This window comes from Enterobacter sp. BWH52 (assembly GCF_001037565.1).
GTDB lineage: Bacteria > Pseudomonadota > Gammaproteobacteria > Enterobacterales > Enterobacteriaceae > Enterobacter > Enterobacter hormaechei_C.
Map to the genome: position 1 here is coordinate 1,714,204 of NZ_KQ089854.1, position 17,073 is coordinate 1,731,276.

At 53.4% G+C, this 17,073-nt stretch carries 19 protein-coding genes and 1 pseudogene; all 20 read left to right on the forward strand.

The features are described from left to right. Window positions 1–130 precede the first annotated feature (130 nt). The gene (locus SK47_RS24265; RefSeq protein ID WP_048243836.1) at window positions 131–1,489 is read left to right on the forward strand and encodes a phage portal protein; all 1,359 of its coding nucleotides are present in this window, start codon (window positions 131–133) and stop codon (window positions 1,487–1,489) included. Further along, on the forward strand, window positions 1,486–2,529 hold the full coding sequence (locus tag SK47_RS24270) for a phage portal protein (protein ID WP_048243841.1): 1,044 nt from the start codon (window positions 1,486–1,488) through the stop codon (window positions 2,527–2,529). Before SK47_RS24265 ends, SK47_RS24270 begins: the two co-directional genes overlap by 4 nt. After that, window positions 2,526–2,852, forward strand: coding sequence for a head-tail connector protein (locus SK47_RS08145; RefSeq protein WP_048243843.1), 327 nt, complete (start codon window positions 2,526–2,528; stop codon window positions 2,850–2,852). The genes SK47_RS24270 and SK47_RS08145 overlap by 4 nt, the downstream gene beginning before the upstream one ends. 8 nt (window positions 2,853–2,860) lie before the next feature. Beyond that, window positions 2,861–3,211, forward strand: coding sequence for a phage head closure protein (locus tag SK47_RS08150; protein WP_048243845.1), 351 nt, complete (start codon window positions 2,861–2,863; stop codon window positions 3,209–3,211). Continuing rightward, window positions 3,208–3,657 carry an HK97-gp10 family putative phage morphogenesis protein gene (locus SK47_RS08155; RefSeq protein WP_048243847.1) on the forward strand — a complete coding sequence of 150 codons (450 nt, stop codon included), beginning with the start codon at window positions 3,208–3,210 and terminating at the stop codon, window positions 3,655–3,657. Before SK47_RS08150 ends, SK47_RS08155 begins: the two co-directional genes overlap by 4 nt. Further along, the gene (locus tag SK47_RS08160) at window positions 3,654–4,001 is read left to right on the forward strand and encodes a tail completion protein gp17 (RefSeq protein ID WP_048243848.1); all 348 of its coding nucleotides are present in this window, start codon (window positions 3,654–3,656) and stop codon (window positions 3,999–4,001) included. The genes SK47_RS08155 and SK47_RS08160 overlap by 4 nt, the downstream gene beginning before the upstream one ends. Window positions 4,002–4,055: 54 nt before the next feature. Then, window positions 4,056–4,526 carry a phage tail tube protein gene (locus tag SK47_RS08165; RefSeq protein ID WP_048243850.1) on the forward strand — a complete coding sequence of 157 codons (471 nt, stop codon included), beginning with the start codon at window positions 4,056–4,058 and terminating at the stop codon, window positions 4,524–4,526. 54 nt (window positions 4,527–4,580) lie between these two features. After that, complete coding sequence (locus SK47_RS08170; protein ID WP_032622503.1) at window positions 4,581–4,982, forward strand: phage tail assembly chaperone; 402 nt, start codon at window positions 4,581–4,583, stop codon at window positions 4,980–4,982. A 23-nt stretch (window positions 4,983–5,005) separates the two neighbouring features. Continuing rightward, window positions 5,006–5,269, forward strand: a complete 264-nt coding sequence (locus tag SK47_RS08175) for a phage tail assembly protein T (RefSeq protein WP_048243852.1) — start codon at window positions 5,006–5,008, stop codon at window positions 5,267–5,269. A gap of 34 nt (window positions 5,270–5,303) precedes the next feature. Next, entirely contained in the window at window positions 5,304–8,585 is a 3,282-nt protein-coding gene (locus tag SK47_RS08180) for a phage tail tape measure protein (RefSeq protein ID WP_048243854.1), read from the forward strand. Window positions 8,586–8,587: 2 nt separating this feature from the next. Next, a complete protein-coding gene (locus SK47_RS08185) occupies window positions 8,588–8,926 on the forward strand; it encodes a phage tail protein (RefSeq protein ID WP_048243857.1) in 339 nt (112 codons plus the stop codon). After that, window positions 8,923–9,681: a phage minor tail protein L gene (locus SK47_RS08190; protein WP_023305932.1), complete on the forward strand. Its 759-nt coding sequence runs from the start codon at window positions 8,923–8,925 to the stop codon at window positions 9,679–9,681. The genes SK47_RS08185 and SK47_RS08190 overlap by 4 nt, the downstream gene beginning before the upstream one ends. A gap of 1 nt (window position 9,682) precedes the next feature. Then, on the forward strand, window positions 9,683–10,393 hold the full coding sequence (locus SK47_RS08195; protein ID WP_048243859.1) for a C40 family peptidase: 711 nt from the start codon (window positions 9,683–9,685) through the stop codon (window positions 10,391–10,393). A gap of 74 nt (window positions 10,394–10,467) precedes the next feature. After that, window positions 10,468–10,920 carry a hypothetical protein gene (locus SK47_RS08200; RefSeq protein ID WP_048243861.1) on the forward strand — a complete coding sequence of 151 codons (453 nt, stop codon included), beginning with the start codon at window positions 10,468–10,470 and terminating at the stop codon, window positions 10,918–10,920. 50 nt (window positions 10,921–10,970) lie between these two features. Next, window positions 10,971–11,561: a tail assembly protein gene (locus SK47_RS08205; protein WP_048243863.1), complete on the forward strand. Its 591-nt coding sequence runs from the start codon at window positions 10,971–10,973 to the stop codon at window positions 11,559–11,561. A gap of 53 nt (window positions 11,562–11,614) precedes the next feature. Then, the gene (locus tag SK47_RS08210; protein WP_048243865.1) at window positions 11,615–15,160 is read left to right on the forward strand and encodes a TipJ family phage tail tip protein; all 3,546 of its coding nucleotides are present in this window, start codon (window positions 11,615–11,617) and stop codon (window positions 15,158–15,160) included. A gap of 43 nt (window positions 15,161–15,203) precedes the next feature. Then, a complete protein-coding gene (locus tag SK47_RS08215; protein ID WP_022651029.1) occupies window positions 15,204–15,518 on the forward strand; it encodes a hypothetical protein in 315 nt (104 codons plus the stop codon). After that, window positions 15,519–16,190: a hypothetical protein gene (locus SK47_RS08220; RefSeq protein WP_045892418.1), complete on the forward strand. Its 672-nt coding sequence runs from the start codon at window positions 15,519–15,521 to the stop codon at window positions 16,188–16,190. Window positions 16,191–16,297: 107 nt separating this feature from the next. After that, complete coding sequence (locus SK47_RS08225) at window positions 16,298–16,531, forward strand: phage exclusion lipoprotein Cor (RefSeq protein ID WP_017382566.1); 234 nt, start codon at window positions 16,298–16,300, stop codon at window positions 16,529–16,531. A gap of 60 nt (window positions 16,532–16,591) precedes the next feature. Then, a pseudogene (locus SK47_RS24065) lies at window positions 16,592–17,073 on the forward strand (phage tail protein); the annotation flags it as partial.

Here is a 17,073-nt window from a genome sequence, read left to right on the forward strand (position 1 = left end):
CTGTTACGGGAGACGTAAAGACCGTGGACGATCGGTGCGCAAGGGTGCTGGTGCTGCTTGGCAAGGCTGAATATTTCACCGAGGTAACTACCAGGGTGAGGAAGAATAAGCGTAGAGCGGAGAACGGCTAATGTGGAATCCTTTCCGAAGTAAAGAGGGGCAAGTCAAAAATCTACAGCAGCCTGTTGTCAACCGCGGGGGCTGGACACCGATGTTCAGTTATGTCCACGAACCCTACGCCGGGGCCTGGCAGCAGAATATGGAAATTAAGCCCAAAACGGTTCTCTCCTATTATGCTGTGTTTTCCTGCATATCTCTGATCGCAAGTGATATCGCTAAAATGCCTCCGCGCCTGATGAAACAGGATTCAAATGGCGTTCGGAGGGAAATTAAAACCGGAAAGATAGCCTCGCTGTATTCCAGGCCAAATGCCTTTCAGAACCGCATCCAGTTCTTTGAGCACTGGCTGAATTCCAAGCTGTGCGAAGGTAATACCGTTGCGCTCAAGATCCGGAACAATCGCGGTGAGATAACCGAGCTGAGGCTGCTGGACTGGAACAAGGTTACGCCGCTGGTAGCTGATGATGGCTCTGTCTTCTACCAGATCAATCCGGATAACATGGCCGGTATTGAATCATCTGTGACTGTACCGGCACGAGAGGTTATTCACGATCGGTTCAACTGTCTGTTCCATCCCCTTATTGGTCTTTCCCCGATTTATGCTGCTGGTCTGGCTGCAATGCAGGGTCACCATATTCAGGAAAGCTCAGCGTACTTTTTCCGCAATGGCGGGAAACCCAGCGGTGTTATCGAGGTTCCGGGCTCGATTACGGAAGAGAACGCCAGGAAGATCAAAGAAAACTGGGACACTGGTTATACCGGGGAAAATGCGGGTAAAACCGCCATTCTGAGCAATGGTGCGAAATATGTTCCCCGGACAGTCTCAGCTGCTGATGCGCAAACTGTCGAACAGCTTCGCATGACCGCGCAGATTGTCTGTTCAGTATTTCACGTGCCTGCTTATAAGGTTGGCATCGGTGAACTGCCAACACATGACAACATCGAGGCGCAGGATCAGCAGTATTACTCACAGTGTCTTCAGTCACTGATTGAGTCCATCGAATTGCTGCTGGATGAAGCGTTTGAACTTGAGGGTGATACAGGGACTGAGTTTGATGTTAATGCGCTGCTGCGTATGGACAGTGAACGCCGTATCAAATCCCTGGGGGAAGGGGTGAAAAATACTATCCTCACACCAAACGAAGCGAGGAAAAGTGAGAACCTGCCACCCCTAGCTGGAGGGGACTCTCTTTACCTTCAACAGCAGAACTTCAGCCTTGAGGCGCTGGCGCGCCGTGATGCTTCGGATGATCCGTTTGGTAAAAGCAGTTTGTCCCAACCTTCAGCCTCAACGAATGAAGGAAAGGCTTTAACCGATGCTGAGCAGTCGGCAGCCAAAGCCATGATCAGAGGATTTCTTACAAAATGAATGAACGCGAACTATCCCTGATAAAGGTGCTGGGCGAGGAATTTGGTCAGGTTCTCGCTGAAATGCGTGACAGCTTCAGTAAAAGTATTCAGGCGCTGAAAGAGGACTATGAGGAGAGGCTAACTAGTCTCGCAAAGCAGGTTGAAGAAATCAGTAATGCGCCCGCTCCAGACGTCGAGAGCATGGTGAAAGCGGAAATTGCTAAATTACCAGCCCAGGCAGCGCCGGAGATTCCAGATGTTGCCACTATGGTCAGCGAGGCGGTAGCCGCCATCCCGGTACCGCGTGACGGTAAAAGTGTCACGGTCGACGATATCACCCCCGTTTTACAGGAGCTGGTCAGCAATGCCGTGGCAGAGATACCTGTACCAAAGGACGGTAAAGACTTTGATCCCGCCATGCTTAAACAGGCAGTTGAAGAAGCTGTCAGTGAGGCGGTAGCCGCTATCCCGGTACCGCAGGACGGTAAAAGTGTCACAACTGAAGACGTCCAGCCGATGATTCAGGAGCTGGTTTCCGCATCCATGCCGGAGCTGCCAGATGTGAAATCGTTGGTTAATGAGGCGATTGCAGCTCTGCCCGCAGCTGAACCGGGTAAGGATGGCGCAGATGGTCGGGACGCGCTGGCTCTTGAAATTCTCCCCTTTATTGATGAAGAGAAAAGCTATCCGCGTGGCAGCTATGCAACGCATAACGGCGGCCTGTGGCGCGCTTACGAGAAAACCCATGGCATGCGCGGCTGGGAGTGTCTTGTTGACGGCGTTGCGGGCATTGATATTCAGCGATCTGAGCAGCGTAGCTTCACCCTGACGGTTAACCGCACCAGTGGCGCCAGCGAAACCAAATCCTTTGACGTGCCTGTGATGATTTATCAGGGCGTATTCAAATCCGGTCAGGAATATCTGCCTGGCGACACAGTTACATGGGGCGGTTCGCTCTGGCACTGCGACGAGCAGACCCAGTACAAGCCGGGTGAGGCAGGTTCGAAAGGCTGGACCCTGGCTGCCAAGCGTGGCCGCGACGGGAGGGATAAAACGTGATTGAACTTGTGACACTGGCTGAGATTAAGGAGCACCTGCACATTGATCATGATGCTGACGACGGCCCACTTAAGGAAAAAATACAGGAAGCAAGTTCGGTGTTGCTGGCTTTTATCCAGGGAAGCCGGGACAAGATCGTTGATGAGAAAGGCAGGTTAATAGAAGGCGAAGCGCTAAGTCGGATGAAGGCCGCCACGATGCGTCTGGTGGGCATGCTGTACCGAAACCCTGATCTAGCTGATAAAGAAGATTTAATTCATGGAGAGCTTCCTTTTTCTGTGTCGTTTTTAATTCATGACCTCCGACTTCCTACAATTATTTGAGGGAATTCATGGCTATATCCGCTGGTAAGCTCATACAAATTGTTGTGATACAAAACCCCGTACATATACGTGACGATTCAGGCCAGCCAGTTCAAACATGGGAAGATGGTGAAACCATCCGCGCAGATATAAGGGGCCGGAGCGGAAGAGAATTAATGGCTGCCGGTGCCGAAATTGCTCAGGCTGACGTCAGGGTATGGGTTCGGGGGAAATCGGGAGAAACAATAACCGCGGCATCTAGGCTGAAGGTTCAAAGTGGACCATACAGAGGCAAAACGCTCAACGTAATAGCTCCTCCTGTCCCTGATGAAAAGGGCGAACGCTTGGAGATATTGTGCAAGTTGGGGATTGAAAAATGATAGAGACAAGCCTTGATTTTTCTGGGTTAAATGGTATCGCAAAGGACCTGGAGGCGCTTAGCCGCGCTGAAAACAACAAGGTCCTGCGTGATGCCACGCGCGCCGGTGCCGAAGTGCTTAAGGAAGAAGTAATCGCACGCGCACCAGTGCGCACCGGGAAACTGAAAAAAAACGTGGTGGTGGTGACCCAAAAAAGCCGCCGCCGCGGGGAGATTTCCTCCGGCGTCCATATTCGTGGCGTTAACCCGCGCACCGGCAACAGCGATAAAACGATGAAGGCGAATAACCCGAGAAACGCCTTTTACTGGCGATTCGTTGAAATGGGAACTGCCAACATGCCGCCACATCCTTTCATTCGTCCCGCGTTTGACGTCCGCCAGGAGCAGGCGACAGAGGTCGCGATCAGGCGCATGAACCAGGCCATTGACGAGGCGTTAAGCAAATGACGGAAGACGATCTCTATCCTCTGCTGGCACCGCTGGCCGGAGGGCAGGTTTATCCCTACGTTGCGCCGCTCGGCAGTGACGGAAAGCCTTCAGTCTCGCCGCCCTGGGTAATTTTCTCGATTATTACCGACGCGGCCGCCGACGTTCTTTGCGGCCAGGCGGAATCAGCCGTTTCGGTGCAAGTCGATGTTTACTCCGGCACTATCACTGAAGCGCGTACGATCAGGAATATGGCGCTGGAAGCCCTGCAAACATTGAAGCCTGAGAACATTGTCAAAACGCCTGGTTATGAACCTGATCTGCATTATCACCGGGCCACGCTTGAATTTCAGGTGACCGTTTAAGTTCATTCACCATCACAGACCGCTCCGGCGGTCTTTTTTTTATCTGGAGAAATCATGACCAGTAAGTATGAAGTTACAAAGGGGATGACCTTTGCCGTCTCCGACGCACCCGTAACCGCCGAGGATTTTAATACCTCAGGTTTCCCGGGGGCTGGTGTTACCTGGCTGGAAGCGGCCTGTGCAACAAAGGAGATCACCTTCACTGGCGGTCAAAAAGGGGATATTGACGTAACCACGCTTTGCTCAACTGAACAGGAGCAAACGAACGGCCTCGCCGCACCTGCTGAAATGAGCATTACCCGTAACTGGGTTGGCGATGAAGCAGCACAGGAGGCACTCCAGACCGCTTACGAAAATGACGAACTGCGTGCGCTGCGCGTGGTATTCCCGTCTGGTAATGGTTTCTACGTGCTTGTGGAGGTTCGCCAGAGCTCATGGTCTGCTGCAACCTCATCCGTTGTTGGCGCGACTTATTCTCTGCGTGTACGCGGCAAACCTAAACGCATTTACGCGTCTGGTTCCTGAGCGGCTTCGGCCGCTTTTTTTATCCCTTCGACCATGTAACAAGAGAAAAATGAAATGGCGCAAAAAACATCACAGAATTCACTACGCGACGTGGCGCTTACTGCATCAAAAGCCTATCGCACAAAAGACGGTATTACGGTCCCTGAGTGGGATGGCGCAAAGGTAACGCTGCGCGAACCGTCCGGCGATGCCTGGGTGAAATTCCGGGAAATCGTAAATCCTCAGCTCGCCGAAGGCGAAGAGGCCCCGACGCTGACGGAGGCGGAGAAGTTCCTGCGTAACAAAGAGGCGGATGTGGTTCTGTTTATTGACGTACTGCTGGATGAAAACGGCGAGCGCGTATTCAGTGACGAGGATCAGGAGCTGGTATCCAAAATTTATGGTCCTGTGCATGCGCGCCTGCTGGCTCAGGCTCTTGGCCTCGGAATGAGTCAGGAAGAAGCGGGAAAGCCGTAAAGCAGCCGCTGACCTTCTTCCTGATGTCACTGGCGCTTCGGATGGGGCGTACTCTGCACGAGCTGCGCCAGACCATAACCGCCAGCGAGCTCAAAATGTGGATCGAGTTTGACCGCATAAGTCCTGTTGGGGACTGGCGTTCCGATGCACAGGCGGCGCAGATCTCCGTTGCAATGCTGAACTCTCAGGGCGGGAAATTCACCATACCTGACGTGATGCTGAAATGGGGTGAGCAGGAAGAAGGCTCTGAAGTCTCTGAACTTGAAGAATGGATATCCAGTCTTTGACGCCCGCGGCTGCGGGCTTTTTTATGGGTGAAATATGGCAACGCTGCGCGAGCTAATCATCAAAATTTCTGCGAACTCGTCTTCTTTTCAGTCTGAGATCGCCAGAGCGTCCCGTATGGGGACGGATTACTACCGCACTATGGAACAGGGCGGGAAAAAAGCAGCAGCGGCCACGCGTGAAACTCAGCGGTCTTTGGCTGAACTGAATTCTCAGCTTGCTAGCGTGCGATCTTCTGCGACTGAGCTTGCCGGGGCATGGGCTGGGGCATTTGCCACGCATCAGCTCATCGCGTTTGCTGATACCTGGAACCAGTTGAATGGGCGTCTGCGCCTGGCTGCCTCCTCAAGCGAGGATTACGTGGAATCTCAGCGCGTGCTGATGGAGATCAGCCAGCGCACAGGAACATCCCTCGAGGCAAACAGCAACCTTTACAGCCGAATTGCTCAGTCCCTGCGTGAGGCCGGTTATGCCTCCGCAGACGTCGCAAAAGTTACGGAAACCGTAGCAACCTCGCTGAAGCTGTCTGGCGCCAGTACCGAAGAGGCAAGCTCTGTTATCACCCAGCTTAGCCAGGCGCTTGGCTCAGGCGTTTTGCGAGGCGAAGAATTTAACTCCATCATGGAGAACGGTGGCCGCCTGGCGAAACTGCTGGCTGATGGTCTGGGTACCACTGTTGGTGGCCTGCGAAATATGGCCAACAACGGCGAGCTGACGACCAACAAGATCGTCCCGCTGCTGACAAACGTTGAGACCCTGCGTAAAGAGTTTGACACTCTTCCGGCGTCAATCAGCGGTTCTGCACAGAAAGTGCAAAATGCTTTTCTCGCCTGGGTTGGCGGGGCGAACGATGCCGTCGGCGCATCCTCCACGCTATCCGGCGTGCTGGATGGTCTGGCGAATAACATTGATGATGTGGCAAACACGGCAGGCATTCTCGTTGGCGTGGGTCTGGCTCGATATTTTGGCAATATGGTCGGCAGCGTCGGCCAGTCAACCCGAGCAGTGCTCGCTAATACGGCCGCCGAGGTAGCGTTGGCTCAGGCTCAGGTCCGTGGCGCTCAGGTTAGCGTTGCTGCTGGACGCCAGGCGGTTTACCGCGCTCAACAGGCGCGCGCAGCGGCGACAAGTATTGAGGCTCAGATTGTTGCCGAACGTAATCTTGCCGCAGCTCAGGCATCCCTGAACACAGCTCTTGCTGGAAGGGCTTCTGCCGTTAACAACCTCACCAATACAGCCTCGGTAATGTCACGGCTGGGTAGCGGAGTGTTGGGCATTCTCGGTGGATGGCCAGGCGTTATTATCGGTGCCGGTGCTGCGATGTATGGCCTGTATCAGCATACCCAGCAGGTACACCGTGAGGCTGTCGGCTTTGCCAACAACCTTGACGAGATCAACGCCAAACTCCAGCAGATGTCTGTGCTCGGCCTTCGGTCGACCGCCGCAGATGCGCGGACCTCTTTACAGGCACAAAAGCAGGACCTGGCCGACCTCGACTCTCAGATCGCGAAGGTGAAAGACAGCCTCAAGGCGGTAGATCAAATCCAGCAGGATTATAACCGCCATCCGACGCTGACCTTGATTAATACCTTCATGGACCAGGCCGACATCACGGCCAAAAACATTGAACTTACCGATAAGCTGAATCAGCTGGAGTATCAGCGGGAACAGGCCGCTTCAAAAGTCGAGCAAACGCAGAAGCTGGTGAACGATGCCAGCGACCTGGCAACGCAAAAGGCTATCGAACAGGCTGGCGCCGTCTCGATCCTGAAAGGTGCCTATGACCTGCTAAACCGCTCAATGTCAGCAACCGCAGGCGCCAAACCTCCGCAGTATACCGGGCCAGTGGTCTCACTGGCTAATGCAACGCCTCAGCAGCAAACAGCACTGGAACGTTCACGCCGCGATAATGAGCTGGCCAGCTTAAGTGGATTAGAGAAACTTCATCAGCAGCACGTTTATGAAGCGGAAGATCTGAAGCTGACTGGAGCACTTTATACCCAGTACATCTACAACAAGGATCAGGCCGCCAAAAAGGATGCAGCAGCAGCCGAGGCAAAAAAAACCTCTACTGCCGCCTCAAGTGCTCAGAGTAAAGCCGAGCGCGCAGCAGCCAGCACCGCTGAGCAATATGCCCGCAAAATGGCCGATCTGAGCGTGGCTATCGATGTGCAACGCGTCAGGGCAACGGAAGGAGAAAAAGCGTCTGAGCTATACGCAGCATCGCATCAGGCAGGCACTAAATGGACCGACGAGCAGCGCAAGGCTATCCAGGCATCATCAGCAGAGCTGGCAAAATGGACGCAAAAAGCCGATGAAAACGTACGTAAGCAGCGCGAACAAGCCGATGCTCTGAAGGATTTAACTGAAGCGGCCCGAAAGTTCAGGGATGAGGCGACACTGACAACCGAAACCGCAGGCATGAGTGATCGCCAGCGCAGCCGGTTCGACGAGACGCAACAGATCGAGCGTGTTTTTGCTAAAACGGACGGCGGCACCGAGGCCATCGCACAACGCGCGGCTGCCCTCGATGACCTGGATAAGAAATACAAGGCTATAGCAGCAGCTGAAGCGGACTGGATGGCCGGAGTATCACGCGGCTATGCCAATTGGTTCGATGAAATCAGCAATGTTTCTGGCACGGTTTCTGATGGGGTGAAAACCACACTCGACAGCGCGTTTAGTAATGTCACCTCAATGCTGGAAGGCAATAAGGTCAGCTGGAAATCCTGGGGTATCTCTGTTTTACAGATTATCGAAAAAGTCGCTCTGCAAATGGCAGTGGTCAGCGCGATGGGGGGTGGGTCTTCCGGTTCTGGCATTTTTGGCTCACTCATCGGCAGCGTAGGCAGCTTCTTCGGGGGCGGTGCGGGAGCATCAGCCAGCACCGGTACTGCGGTTTCCAGTTACGGTTCGAGTTTTCAGTTTAACGCTAAAGGCGGCGTTTATGACTCTCCATCTCTGAGCGCTTTCAGTAATGGGATCGTCAGAAACCCCACCATGTTCGCTTTCGCGAAAGGCGGGGCCGGAATCATGGGCGAGGCTGGGCCGGAGGCAATCATGCCGCTGACCCGCGCACCGGATGGTTCACTCGGTGTTCGTGCGGTCGGCGCTGGTGGTGGTCAGTCTGTATCTTCGGCGCCACAGGTTTATATCACCATCGATGGCAACGGAAATACCTCCACGCAGACTTCACCCGGCCTTGAGCAATTTGGTGCTGATGTCGGTAAATATGTCGATCAGCGATATAAGCAGAACATCATGCGAGATATTCGCCCTGGCGGTGACATCTGGAACGCAATGAAAGGAACCCGATAAAAATGACTATCGAAACTTTCACCTGGTGCCCACGAATTAACGCTGAGGCAGATATAAATTTCCGCGTCAGGAAAGCACAGTTTGGTGATGGATATGAGCAGGTTTCAGGGGATGGATTGAATACCAGAACCCAGCAGTGGACGCTCAACTTTACTGGCAACGAAACCTACATTTCCGCCATTAAATCTTTTCTCGACAGGCATGAAGGGACGAAAGCCTTTCAGTGGAAGCCACCGCTCGAACCTTTGGGTTTGTATCGTTGCGAAACGTATAAACCCACCGGGCTCGGCGCGGGGAAATTCAACCTTGAAGCAACATTCATCCAGGCATTTAAACCATGAGCTTAAACGCAGACTATCAGAAGCTGGAATCAGGGAACGACGTTCGCCTGATTGAGGTGGACGGTTCTTCTTTTGGACTGACGGACGTTCTCCGGTTTCACAATTACAACATTCCCCACACTGAAGCGGAAATAGTCGCCGCTGGAGGGGATGAGGCCAAGCTCCCGGCGAAACCAATCTGGTGGCAGGGTAATGAATATTCCGCCTGGCCGTATCAGCTGGAAGGGCTGGAGAAATCGACCAGTGGCAGCAATGCGACGCCATCTCTGACGGTCGCGAACATCGAAAGCTCTATTTCTGCCCTGTGTCTTGCGTACGACGATTTGCTACAGGCTAAGGTCACTATTCACGACACAAAGGCAAAATATCTCGACGCGAAAAACTTCGCAGGCGGTAACCCTACAGCAGATCCGACTCAGGAGAAACTTCAGGTCTGGTATATCGACGGGAAAACGACCGAGCTTGCTGGCGAAACCATCGAGTTTGTACTGTCCAGCCCTATGGATCTTCAGGGACAAATGATCCCGACGCGGCAGCTTCATTCCTTGTGTACATGGTGCATTCGTAATAAGTACCGCACCGGCGATGGCTGCGACTATGCCGGTACGCGCTATTTCGACAAAAACAACAACCCGGTAAGCGATCCGTCACTGGATGAATGCAACGGCACGCTGACGGCCTGCAAACTTCGGTTCGGTGAAAGCAACGAACTCTCGTTTGGTGGGTTCCCGGGTACGTCGCTGATCAGGAGCTGATATGCGTCAGAAAACCATTGATGCGATTATGGCGCATGCCGCCGCTGAATATCCTCGTGAGTGCTGTGGTGTGGTGGCGCAGAAAAGCCGCGTTGAACGTTATTTTCCTTGCCGGAATCTTGCCGCGGCGCCGGAGGACAATTTTGTCCTTTGCCCGGAAGATTACGCAGCCGCTGAGGACTGGGGTACGGTGATCGCCATCGTTCACAGCCACCCTGACGCCACTACGCAGCCGAGCGAACTGGATAAAGCGCAATGCGACGCAACGCTTTTACCCTGGCATATCGTGAGCTGGCCGGAGGGGGATTTACGTACCATTCAGCCGCGCGGAGAGCTGCCGCTGCTGGAGCGTCCTTTTGTGCTTGGTCACTTCGACTGCTGGGGGCTGGTGATGAGCTATTTCCGGCAAACGCATGGTATCGAACTGCACGATTACCGGGTTGATTATCCCTGGTGGGAAAACGACTACCCGGACAACTTCTATCAGGATTGCTGGTACGAGTGCGGGTTCCGTGAATTCGACGGGCCGCCGAAACTTGGCGATATGGTGATCATGCAGGTGCAGGCTGATAAGTGGAACCACGCGGGTATACTGCTGGAGGGCAATATGCTGCTGCATCATCTGTACGGTCACCTGAGTCAGCGCGTGCCGTATGGTGGATACTGGCAGGAAAGAACGATGAAGATTCTACGTTTCAAAACGCTAATATGAATTCGCTGGGTCGGCATATTTCTGAAAGGGTACTGGGCCTGTTATCATTAACCTTCAAACATAAAGGGGGAAAAATGAAACGCTTAGCACTATTGATTTTGGCATTTACTGGTATGCACGTTGAGGCAAGACCAATTACTGAAGAAGAAAAATCTTCAGTAGAAAATGTTATCAGAGAAGAAATGAAGGACCCTGATGCTGCAAAATTCTACCATATGGATTTTCCCTATCCAGATACCACTTTTACTTATTGTGGATATGTTAATGGTAAGAATTCATACGGCGCTTATGCCGGAAAACAACTGTTTGCAACATTCTTAGGTAAAAATGCAGATGGTAAACTTATTGCGGCATCATTTGATGTTAACTCTCAAACCGGTGAACCTATTGACCAGGCAGTGATTTCTATGCTGTGTGCAAGCGCAGGATATGATATCCCCGTTAAGAAAATCTTTTTCAAAGATGTGAATAAAAACAGGGCAGAGAAAAACATCCCCAAATTAAGCTCTCAATATATGAGGCCTTAGATAACTTAAAAATTAAACCGCTTAGGCGGTTTTTTTATTTAGGAGAACATATGCAAGAGATAATGACCAGAATTGAACTTGGTGGCGTTCTGGGTAAAACGTATGGGAGAGTACATCATCGTCTTATACGTACTACCTCAGAAGCAATCAATGCTCTTGCAAAAACAATCAAAGGTTTCGAGACGTTCTTGAATACAAGCAAGGCGCGAGGCCTTACTTACGCCGTTTACAAAGATAAAAAGAATATCAGCGTTGATGATTTAGGGTTCCCTGTAACGGGTGAAGTCATCCGTATTGTGCCTGTTGTCATCGGCAGCAAAAAGGCTGGAGTGTTGCAAACTATTTTGGGAGCAGCCCTCGTTGCTGTTGGCGCAGTACTTAATTTTACTCCCTGGGCAGCAGCATCTCCGTTTTTCTATAAATTTGGCGCTGCGGTGATGCTGGGAGGTGTTGTCCAAATGCTATCTCCTCAACCTGGGGGCCTGGCCAGCAAACAAAGCGCAGATAACCGTGCATCGTACGCATTCGGTGGGGTGACAAACACCGCCGCACAGGGTTACCCGGTTCCGCTCCTTTACGGCCGCCGGCGAATCGGCGGGGCAATTATTTCCGCCGGCATTTATGTCGAGGATCAGCAGTAGATAACAAACCTTTTTACAAGCCACCTTCGGGTGGCTTTTTTTATGGGCGTGATATGGCGAATAAAATTACCGGACGAAAAGGGGGGAGCTCCAGTTCCCGAACTCCTACCGAACAGCCTGATGATCTGCAATCTGTAGCGAAGGCAAAGATCCTCGTTGCGCTTGGGGAAGGGGAGTTTGCTGGACAGCTCACCGGGAAGGATATCTACCTGGACGGAACGGCGCTGGAGAACGCCGACGGCTCCCAAAACTTCAGCGGCGTTACGTGGGAATTTCGCGCGGGTACACAGGCCCAGAAGTACATTCAGGGCATTCCCGGTACCGAAAACGAAATCAGCGTGGGAACCGAGGTAACGAGCGCTACAGCGTGGACACGAACCTTCACCAATACACAGCTTTCGGCGGTTCGTTTACGCCTGAAATGGCCTTCGCTTTTCAAGCAGGAGGAGGATGGCGATCTGGTTGGTTACTCGGTTAATTATGCGATTGACTTGCAGACGGACGGCGGGACATGGCAGACAGTCCTCAATACCAGCGTGACCGGGAAAACGACCTCAGGTTATGAGCGTAGCCACCGTATTGATTTACCTCAGGCGGGCAGCACCTGGACAATCAGACTGCGCAAAATTACCGCTGACGCCAACAGCGCGAAAATCGGCGACACGATGACGCTACAGAGCTTCACTGAGGTGATTGATGCGAAATTGCGATATCCGAACACCGCGCTGCTCTACATTGAATTCGACTCCAGCCAGTTTAATGGCTCTATACCTCAGATCTCCTGTGAGCCTCGTGGCCGCGTTATTCGGGTTCCTGATACTTACGACCCAGAAACCCGCTCTTACAGCGGGACATGGACCGGGGCGTTTAAGTGGGCATGGACGGATAACCCTGCGTGGATTTTTTACGATCTGGTTGTTTCTGACCGGTTCGGCCTCGGTCACCGTTTGACTGCCGCTAACATCGATAAGTGGACGCTTTATCAGGTCGCCCAGTATTGCGATCAGATGGTGCCGGACGGTAAGGGTGGCGATGGAACAGAACCACGCTATACCTGCAACGTGTACATCCAGGACCGAAACGACGCTTATACAGTCCTGCGTGATTTTGCGGCCATATTCCGTGGCATGACGTACTGGGGTGGCGATCAGATCGTTGCTCTGGCCGATATGCCCCGTGATGTGGATTACAGCTACACGCGCGCTAACGTTGTTGGCGGTCGCTTCACCTATTCAAGCAGCACCACGAAAACCCGCTACACTACAGCGCTGGTTTCATGGTCCGATCCCGGTAACGCCTATGCTGACGCGATGGAACCCGTATTCGAGCAGGCGCTGGTGGCGCGGTACGGCTTCAATCAGCTGGAAATGACAGCCATCGGCTGCACTAGGCAGTCAGAGGCGAACCGAAAGGGGCGCTGGGGTATTCTCACCAACAACAAGGATCGTGTTGTTTCGTTTGATGTCGGGCTGGACGGAAACATTCCGCAGCCGGGCTACATCATCGCCGTGGCAGACGAGCTGCTTTCCGGAAAGGTTATGGGCGGCCGCATCAGCGCCGTTAATGGTCGCGTTATCAAACTTGACCGTGTAGCTGATGCAGCAGCAGGTGATCGCCTTATCCTCAACCTTCCCTCCGGAGCGTCACAGAGCAGGACCATTCAGGCGGTTAACGGGGAATCGGTCACAGTCACCACCGCGTACAGTGAGACGCCTCAGGCCGAAGCTGTCTGGGTGGTTGAGTCAAACGAACTCTACGCGCAGCAGTATCGTGTTGTGAGTGTCGCTGATAACGATGATGGCACTTTCACCATTACCGGTGCATGGCACGATCCGGATAAATATGCCCGAATCGATACCGGAGCCATCATTGACCAGCGTCCGGTGAGCGTGATCCCTCCGGGAAATCAGTCACCGCCAGACAACATCGTAATCAGTTCGTTTTCGGTGGTGCAGCAGAATATCAGCGTCGAAACCATGCGCGTGAGCTGGGACCAGGCGCAGAATGCTATCGCCTATGAAGCGCAATGGCGCCGCAACGACGGGAACTGGGTTAACGTGCCGCGCAGCTCCACAACGTCATTCGACGTACCGGGGATATATGCCGGGCGCTACCTGGTGCGCGTGCGCGCAATCAATGCCGCAGAAATCTCGTCCGGATGGGGCTATTCAGAAGAGAAAACGCTGACGGGGAAGGTGGGCAATCCGCCGAAACCGGTCGGCTTCATCGCTTCTGATAATGTGGTTTTCGGTATCGAGCTGAGCTGGGGATTCCCGGCGAACACCGACGACACGCTGAAGACGGAAATTCAGTACAGCCTGACCGGTACCGAAGACGATGCGATGCTGCTGGCAGATGTACCCTATCCGCAGCGCAAGTATCAGCAGATGGGCCTTAAGGCAGGGCAAATTTTCTGGTACCGCGCGCAGCTGGTGGACCGCAGCGGAAACGAATCAGGGTATACAGACTTTGTGCGCGGGCAGGCCAGCATCGATGTATCCGATATCACCGATGCCATTCTGGAGGACATGAAAGGCTCCGATACGTTCAAAGACCTGATCGAGAACGCGGTGGACAGCAATGCAAAAATTGCTGGCATGGCAAACGACATCAAACAGGCCAACGACGAACTGGCGCAACAGGCGCAGGAAATCGCCAAAAACGCCCAGGATATCGGGAAGGTTCAGACCAGCGTTACAAACCTGTCGAGCACGGTCGGAGATGTGTCTTCTTCTCTGAGCAAGCTTGAGCAGACAGTGGCGACGGCTGATACCGCGCTGGGCCAGCGCATCGATAACATCAGCGTGTCTGTGGACGGTATGACGGGAGGAGTGAAGAACTCCGCCATCGCGATTATTCAGGGCAATCTGGCGCAGGTGGCCGCGCGCAAAACGCTGTCGGCATCCGTCGCCGGCAACAGCGCGCAGCTGGACCGCATCGATGAGGTGATCGTCAACGAGAAGGAGGCAACGGCGCGTTCGCTGCTGAGTTTGCAGACTGACGTTAACGGCAACAAGGCATCCATCAACAGCCTGAACCAGACGTTCTCCGATTACCAGCAGGCTATGGCCACGCAGGTAAACAGCATCACGGCGACGGTGAACGGGCACACTTCAGCGATCACCACCAACGCGCAGGCCATTGCGAACGTCAACGGCGACCTGAAGGCGATGTACAGCATTAAGGTCGGGTTATCCAGCAATGGTCAGCTTTACGCGGCAGGGATGGGGATCGGCGTGGAGAATACGCCGTCCGGCATGCAGTCGCAGGTTATCTTCCTGGCTGACCGCTTCGCCGTTACTCACCAGGCCGGAGCGACCGTTACGCTTCCGTTCGTTATTCAGAACGGGCAGGTGTTCATCAGAGACGCACTGATAGGTGATGGCACCATCAGCAACGCCAAGATCGGCAACTACATCCAGTCCAATAACTATGTTGCTGGCTCAGTCGGGTGGAGGCTGGATAAGGGCGGTACGTTTGAGAACTACGGTTCGACAGCTGGTGAGGGGTCCATGAAACAGACAAACCAGACAATCAGCGTGCGGGACTCCAGGAATGTGTTGAGGGTGCAGATCGGGAGAATCACGGGAACATGGTAACGGGAGGCCTCTTACGGGGCCTCTTTTTTTTCAGGAGGACTGGATGGCGGAATATGGTGTTCAGACATGGGACGCCTCAGGCAATGTAAATAACTATGGTGTTAAGCCTGTCAGCGTTTGTGGCTATCTCCAGCTGGCCCAGAACCAGAAAACAGGCTCTTACACCGTAGCGCTTCCACCGGGTTGCAGGCTGACCTATTTTCAGAGCATGAACGGCGATCAGTTTGGAACGAGTCGGAGGAAGATCACCATTTCGGGGGGAACAGCAACAGTGTCAGCAGTAGGCGATACCGACTACTCAGCAGGGACTGAGCCTGCGGCAGCGGCTTATCTCATTTTCCAGATCGAGAGGGCATAAATGGCGGAGTATGGCGTTTTACTGACGACCACGAGCGGGGAAGTATGGGTGACCGCGAACAGCTCGCCAATCGCTCTTCAGGCGCGAAAGACAGCGGCACTTCAGGGAACATCGGGGTTCAATACCAAAGTGACGCACACATTCCCCGCAGGTCAGCCTGTTGTCGCCTTCGTTCATTGCACGGTTGAGGTCGAAATCACCCAGACGATAAGCGGGAACACCATCACGATTGATTTTCTCAGACCGAATGCAACCGGCACAGCGTACGTTTATTTTTTCTCTATTTTCCCGCAGACAAAGCCAGACTACGGGCTGGCTGTGTGGGATGCATCAGGGACGCTGATTTTAACAAACGAAACGCGCACGCTGAGCGATGTTGTCACCCTCGGTACCGCCGGGGTGGATGCCAGCTCAGGATACAACATCAATACAACTCTGGCGGGGAAGTGGGCCTGTATGCCTGCCATGCTGGGGCTAATTACCGGGGTTATATCGGCTGGCGGTCAGCCGCAGCCATACATGGCCATATACAAGAGCATGGCAAAACTTGAGGGAAGCAATACGCGGATATTCGCCAGACCGCAGACAACCCCCGGCGGCAACCTTCAAAACGTCGCGTATTCGAATCTGAGGAACGTGATTATGGCCATTAACTGCGCCAACTATGATTGATCGTTTTGAACGATCAATTTCGAATAATTGATCTACCAAATCAATTATATCCCGTTGATTCATATTGTTATTGTGTAGCTTCATGAATGCCCTGGGATATAACAACTATGAAAAATATGATTCTTTGCCTGGCGGTAGCGGTATTGCTCTCCGGTTGCGCTGGCGTTATTGAGAAGCAGCAACCTGTATGCACCGGAACAGCCCTGGTTGGCGGACAGGAAAGCAGCGTCCAGATCTACGGAGTCCGCAAGCAAAATAATCAGACGCAGTACCGCGCCGGTTATCCCTTTAACTGGTCATGGGTGAGCGCCAACACGTTCACCAGCACCACCTGCCACTAACCCATTCAGTTTTGAACAAACCCCGCTCCGGCGGGGTTTTTTTTATTGCCTGGAGAAAATATGCTTTATAACACTGGCACCATCGCCATTAACGGAAATACAGCCACCGGCACCGGCACGAACTGGACGGCACCGGCCAGCCAGATTCGGGTTGGCCAGACGTTGTTTGTTCTTTTTAACCCGGTACAGATGTTTCAGATCACGGCCATCAACAGTGCGACGTCACTGACGGTTTCACCCGCAGCGTCTCCGGCGCTCAGCGGCCAGAAGTACGGCATTCTTGTTACTGATAGTCTCTCGGTCGATGGCCTGGCGCAGAGCATGTCTCAGCTCATCAACGAGTATGACGAGAACATCGGCGCGTGGGAGACGTTCGCCACCACCTCAGCAAACCAGAACATCACCGTTACCATCAACGGCACTCGTGTAACTATTCCGGCGATCGGTAAGCTGGCGCAGAAGGGGAGTAATGGAGCTATCCCGATTGGGCAGGGCGGGACCGGGGCAACGAATGTCGCTGACGCTCGCACAAACCTCGGTTT

Excerpts from the sequence above, each read along its gene's own strand:
- SK47_RS08190 (WP_023305932.1), top strand. The coding sequence starts at position 8,923 with ATGAGCTTAAACGCAGACTATCAGAAGCTGGAATCAGGGAACGACGTT.
- SK47_RS08175 (WP_048243852.1), top strand. The coding sequence starts at position 5,006 with ATGTCACTGGCGCTTCGGATGGGGCGTACTCTGCACGAGCTGCGCCAG.
- SK47_RS08215 (WP_022651029.1), top strand. The coding sequence starts at position 15,204 with ATGGCGGAATATGGTGTTCAGACATGGGACGCCTCAGGCAATGTAAAT.
- SK47_RS08220 (WP_045892418.1), top strand. The coding sequence starts at position 15,519 with ATGGCGGAGTATGGCGTTTTACTGACGACCACGAGCGGGGAAGTATGG.
- SK47_RS08155 (WP_048243847.1), top strand. The coding sequence starts at position 3,208 with ATGATAGAGACAAGCCTTGATTTTTCTGGGTTAAATGGTATCGCAAAG.
- SK47_RS08160 (WP_048243848.1), top strand. The coding sequence starts at position 3,654 with ATGACGGAAGACGATCTCTATCCTCTGCTGGCACCGCTGGCCGGAGGG.
- SK47_RS08185 (WP_048243857.1), top strand. The coding sequence starts at position 8,588 with ATGACTATCGAAACTTTCACCTGGTGCCCACGAATTAACGCTGAGGCA.
- SK47_RS08170 (WP_032622503.1), top strand. The coding sequence starts at position 4,581 with ATGGCGCAAAAAACATCACAGAATTCACTACGCGACGTGGCGCTTACT.
- SK47_RS08165 (WP_048243850.1), top strand. The coding sequence starts at position 4,056 with ATGACCAGTAAGTATGAAGTTACAAAGGGGATGACCTTTGCCGTCTCC.
- SK47_RS08180 (WP_048243854.1), top strand. The coding sequence starts at position 5,304 with ATGGCAACGCTGCGCGAGCTAATCATCAAAATTTCTGCGAACTCGTCT.
- SK47_RS08195 (WP_048243859.1), top strand. The coding sequence starts at position 9,683 with ATGCGTCAGAAAACCATTGATGCGATTATGGCGCATGCCGCCGCTGAA.
- SK47_RS08225 (WP_017382566.1), top strand. The coding sequence starts at position 16,298 with ATGAAAAATATGATTCTTTGCCTGGCGGTAGCGGTATTGCTCTCCGGT.
- SK47_RS24270 (WP_048243841.1), top strand. The coding sequence starts at position 1,486 with ATGAATGAACGCGAACTATCCCTGATAAAGGTGCTGGGCGAGGAATTT.
- SK47_RS08205 (WP_048243863.1), top strand. The coding sequence starts at position 10,971 with ATGCAAGAGATAATGACCAGAATTGAACTTGGTGGCGTTCTGGGTAAA.
- SK47_RS08150 (WP_048243845.1), top strand. The coding sequence starts at position 2,861 with ATGGCTATATCCGCTGGTAAGCTCATACAAATTGTTGTGATACAAAAC.
- SK47_RS24265 (WP_048243836.1), top strand. The coding sequence starts at position 131 with ATGTGGAATCCTTTCCGAAGTAAAGAGGGGCAAGTCAAAAATCTACAG.
- SK47_RS08210 (WP_048243865.1), top strand. The coding sequence starts at position 11,615 with ATGGCGAATAAAATTACCGGACGAAAAGGGGGGAGCTCCAGTTCCCGA.
- SK47_RS08200 (WP_048243861.1), top strand. The coding sequence starts at position 10,468 with ATGAAACGCTTAGCACTATTGATTTTGGCATTTACTGGTATGCACGTT.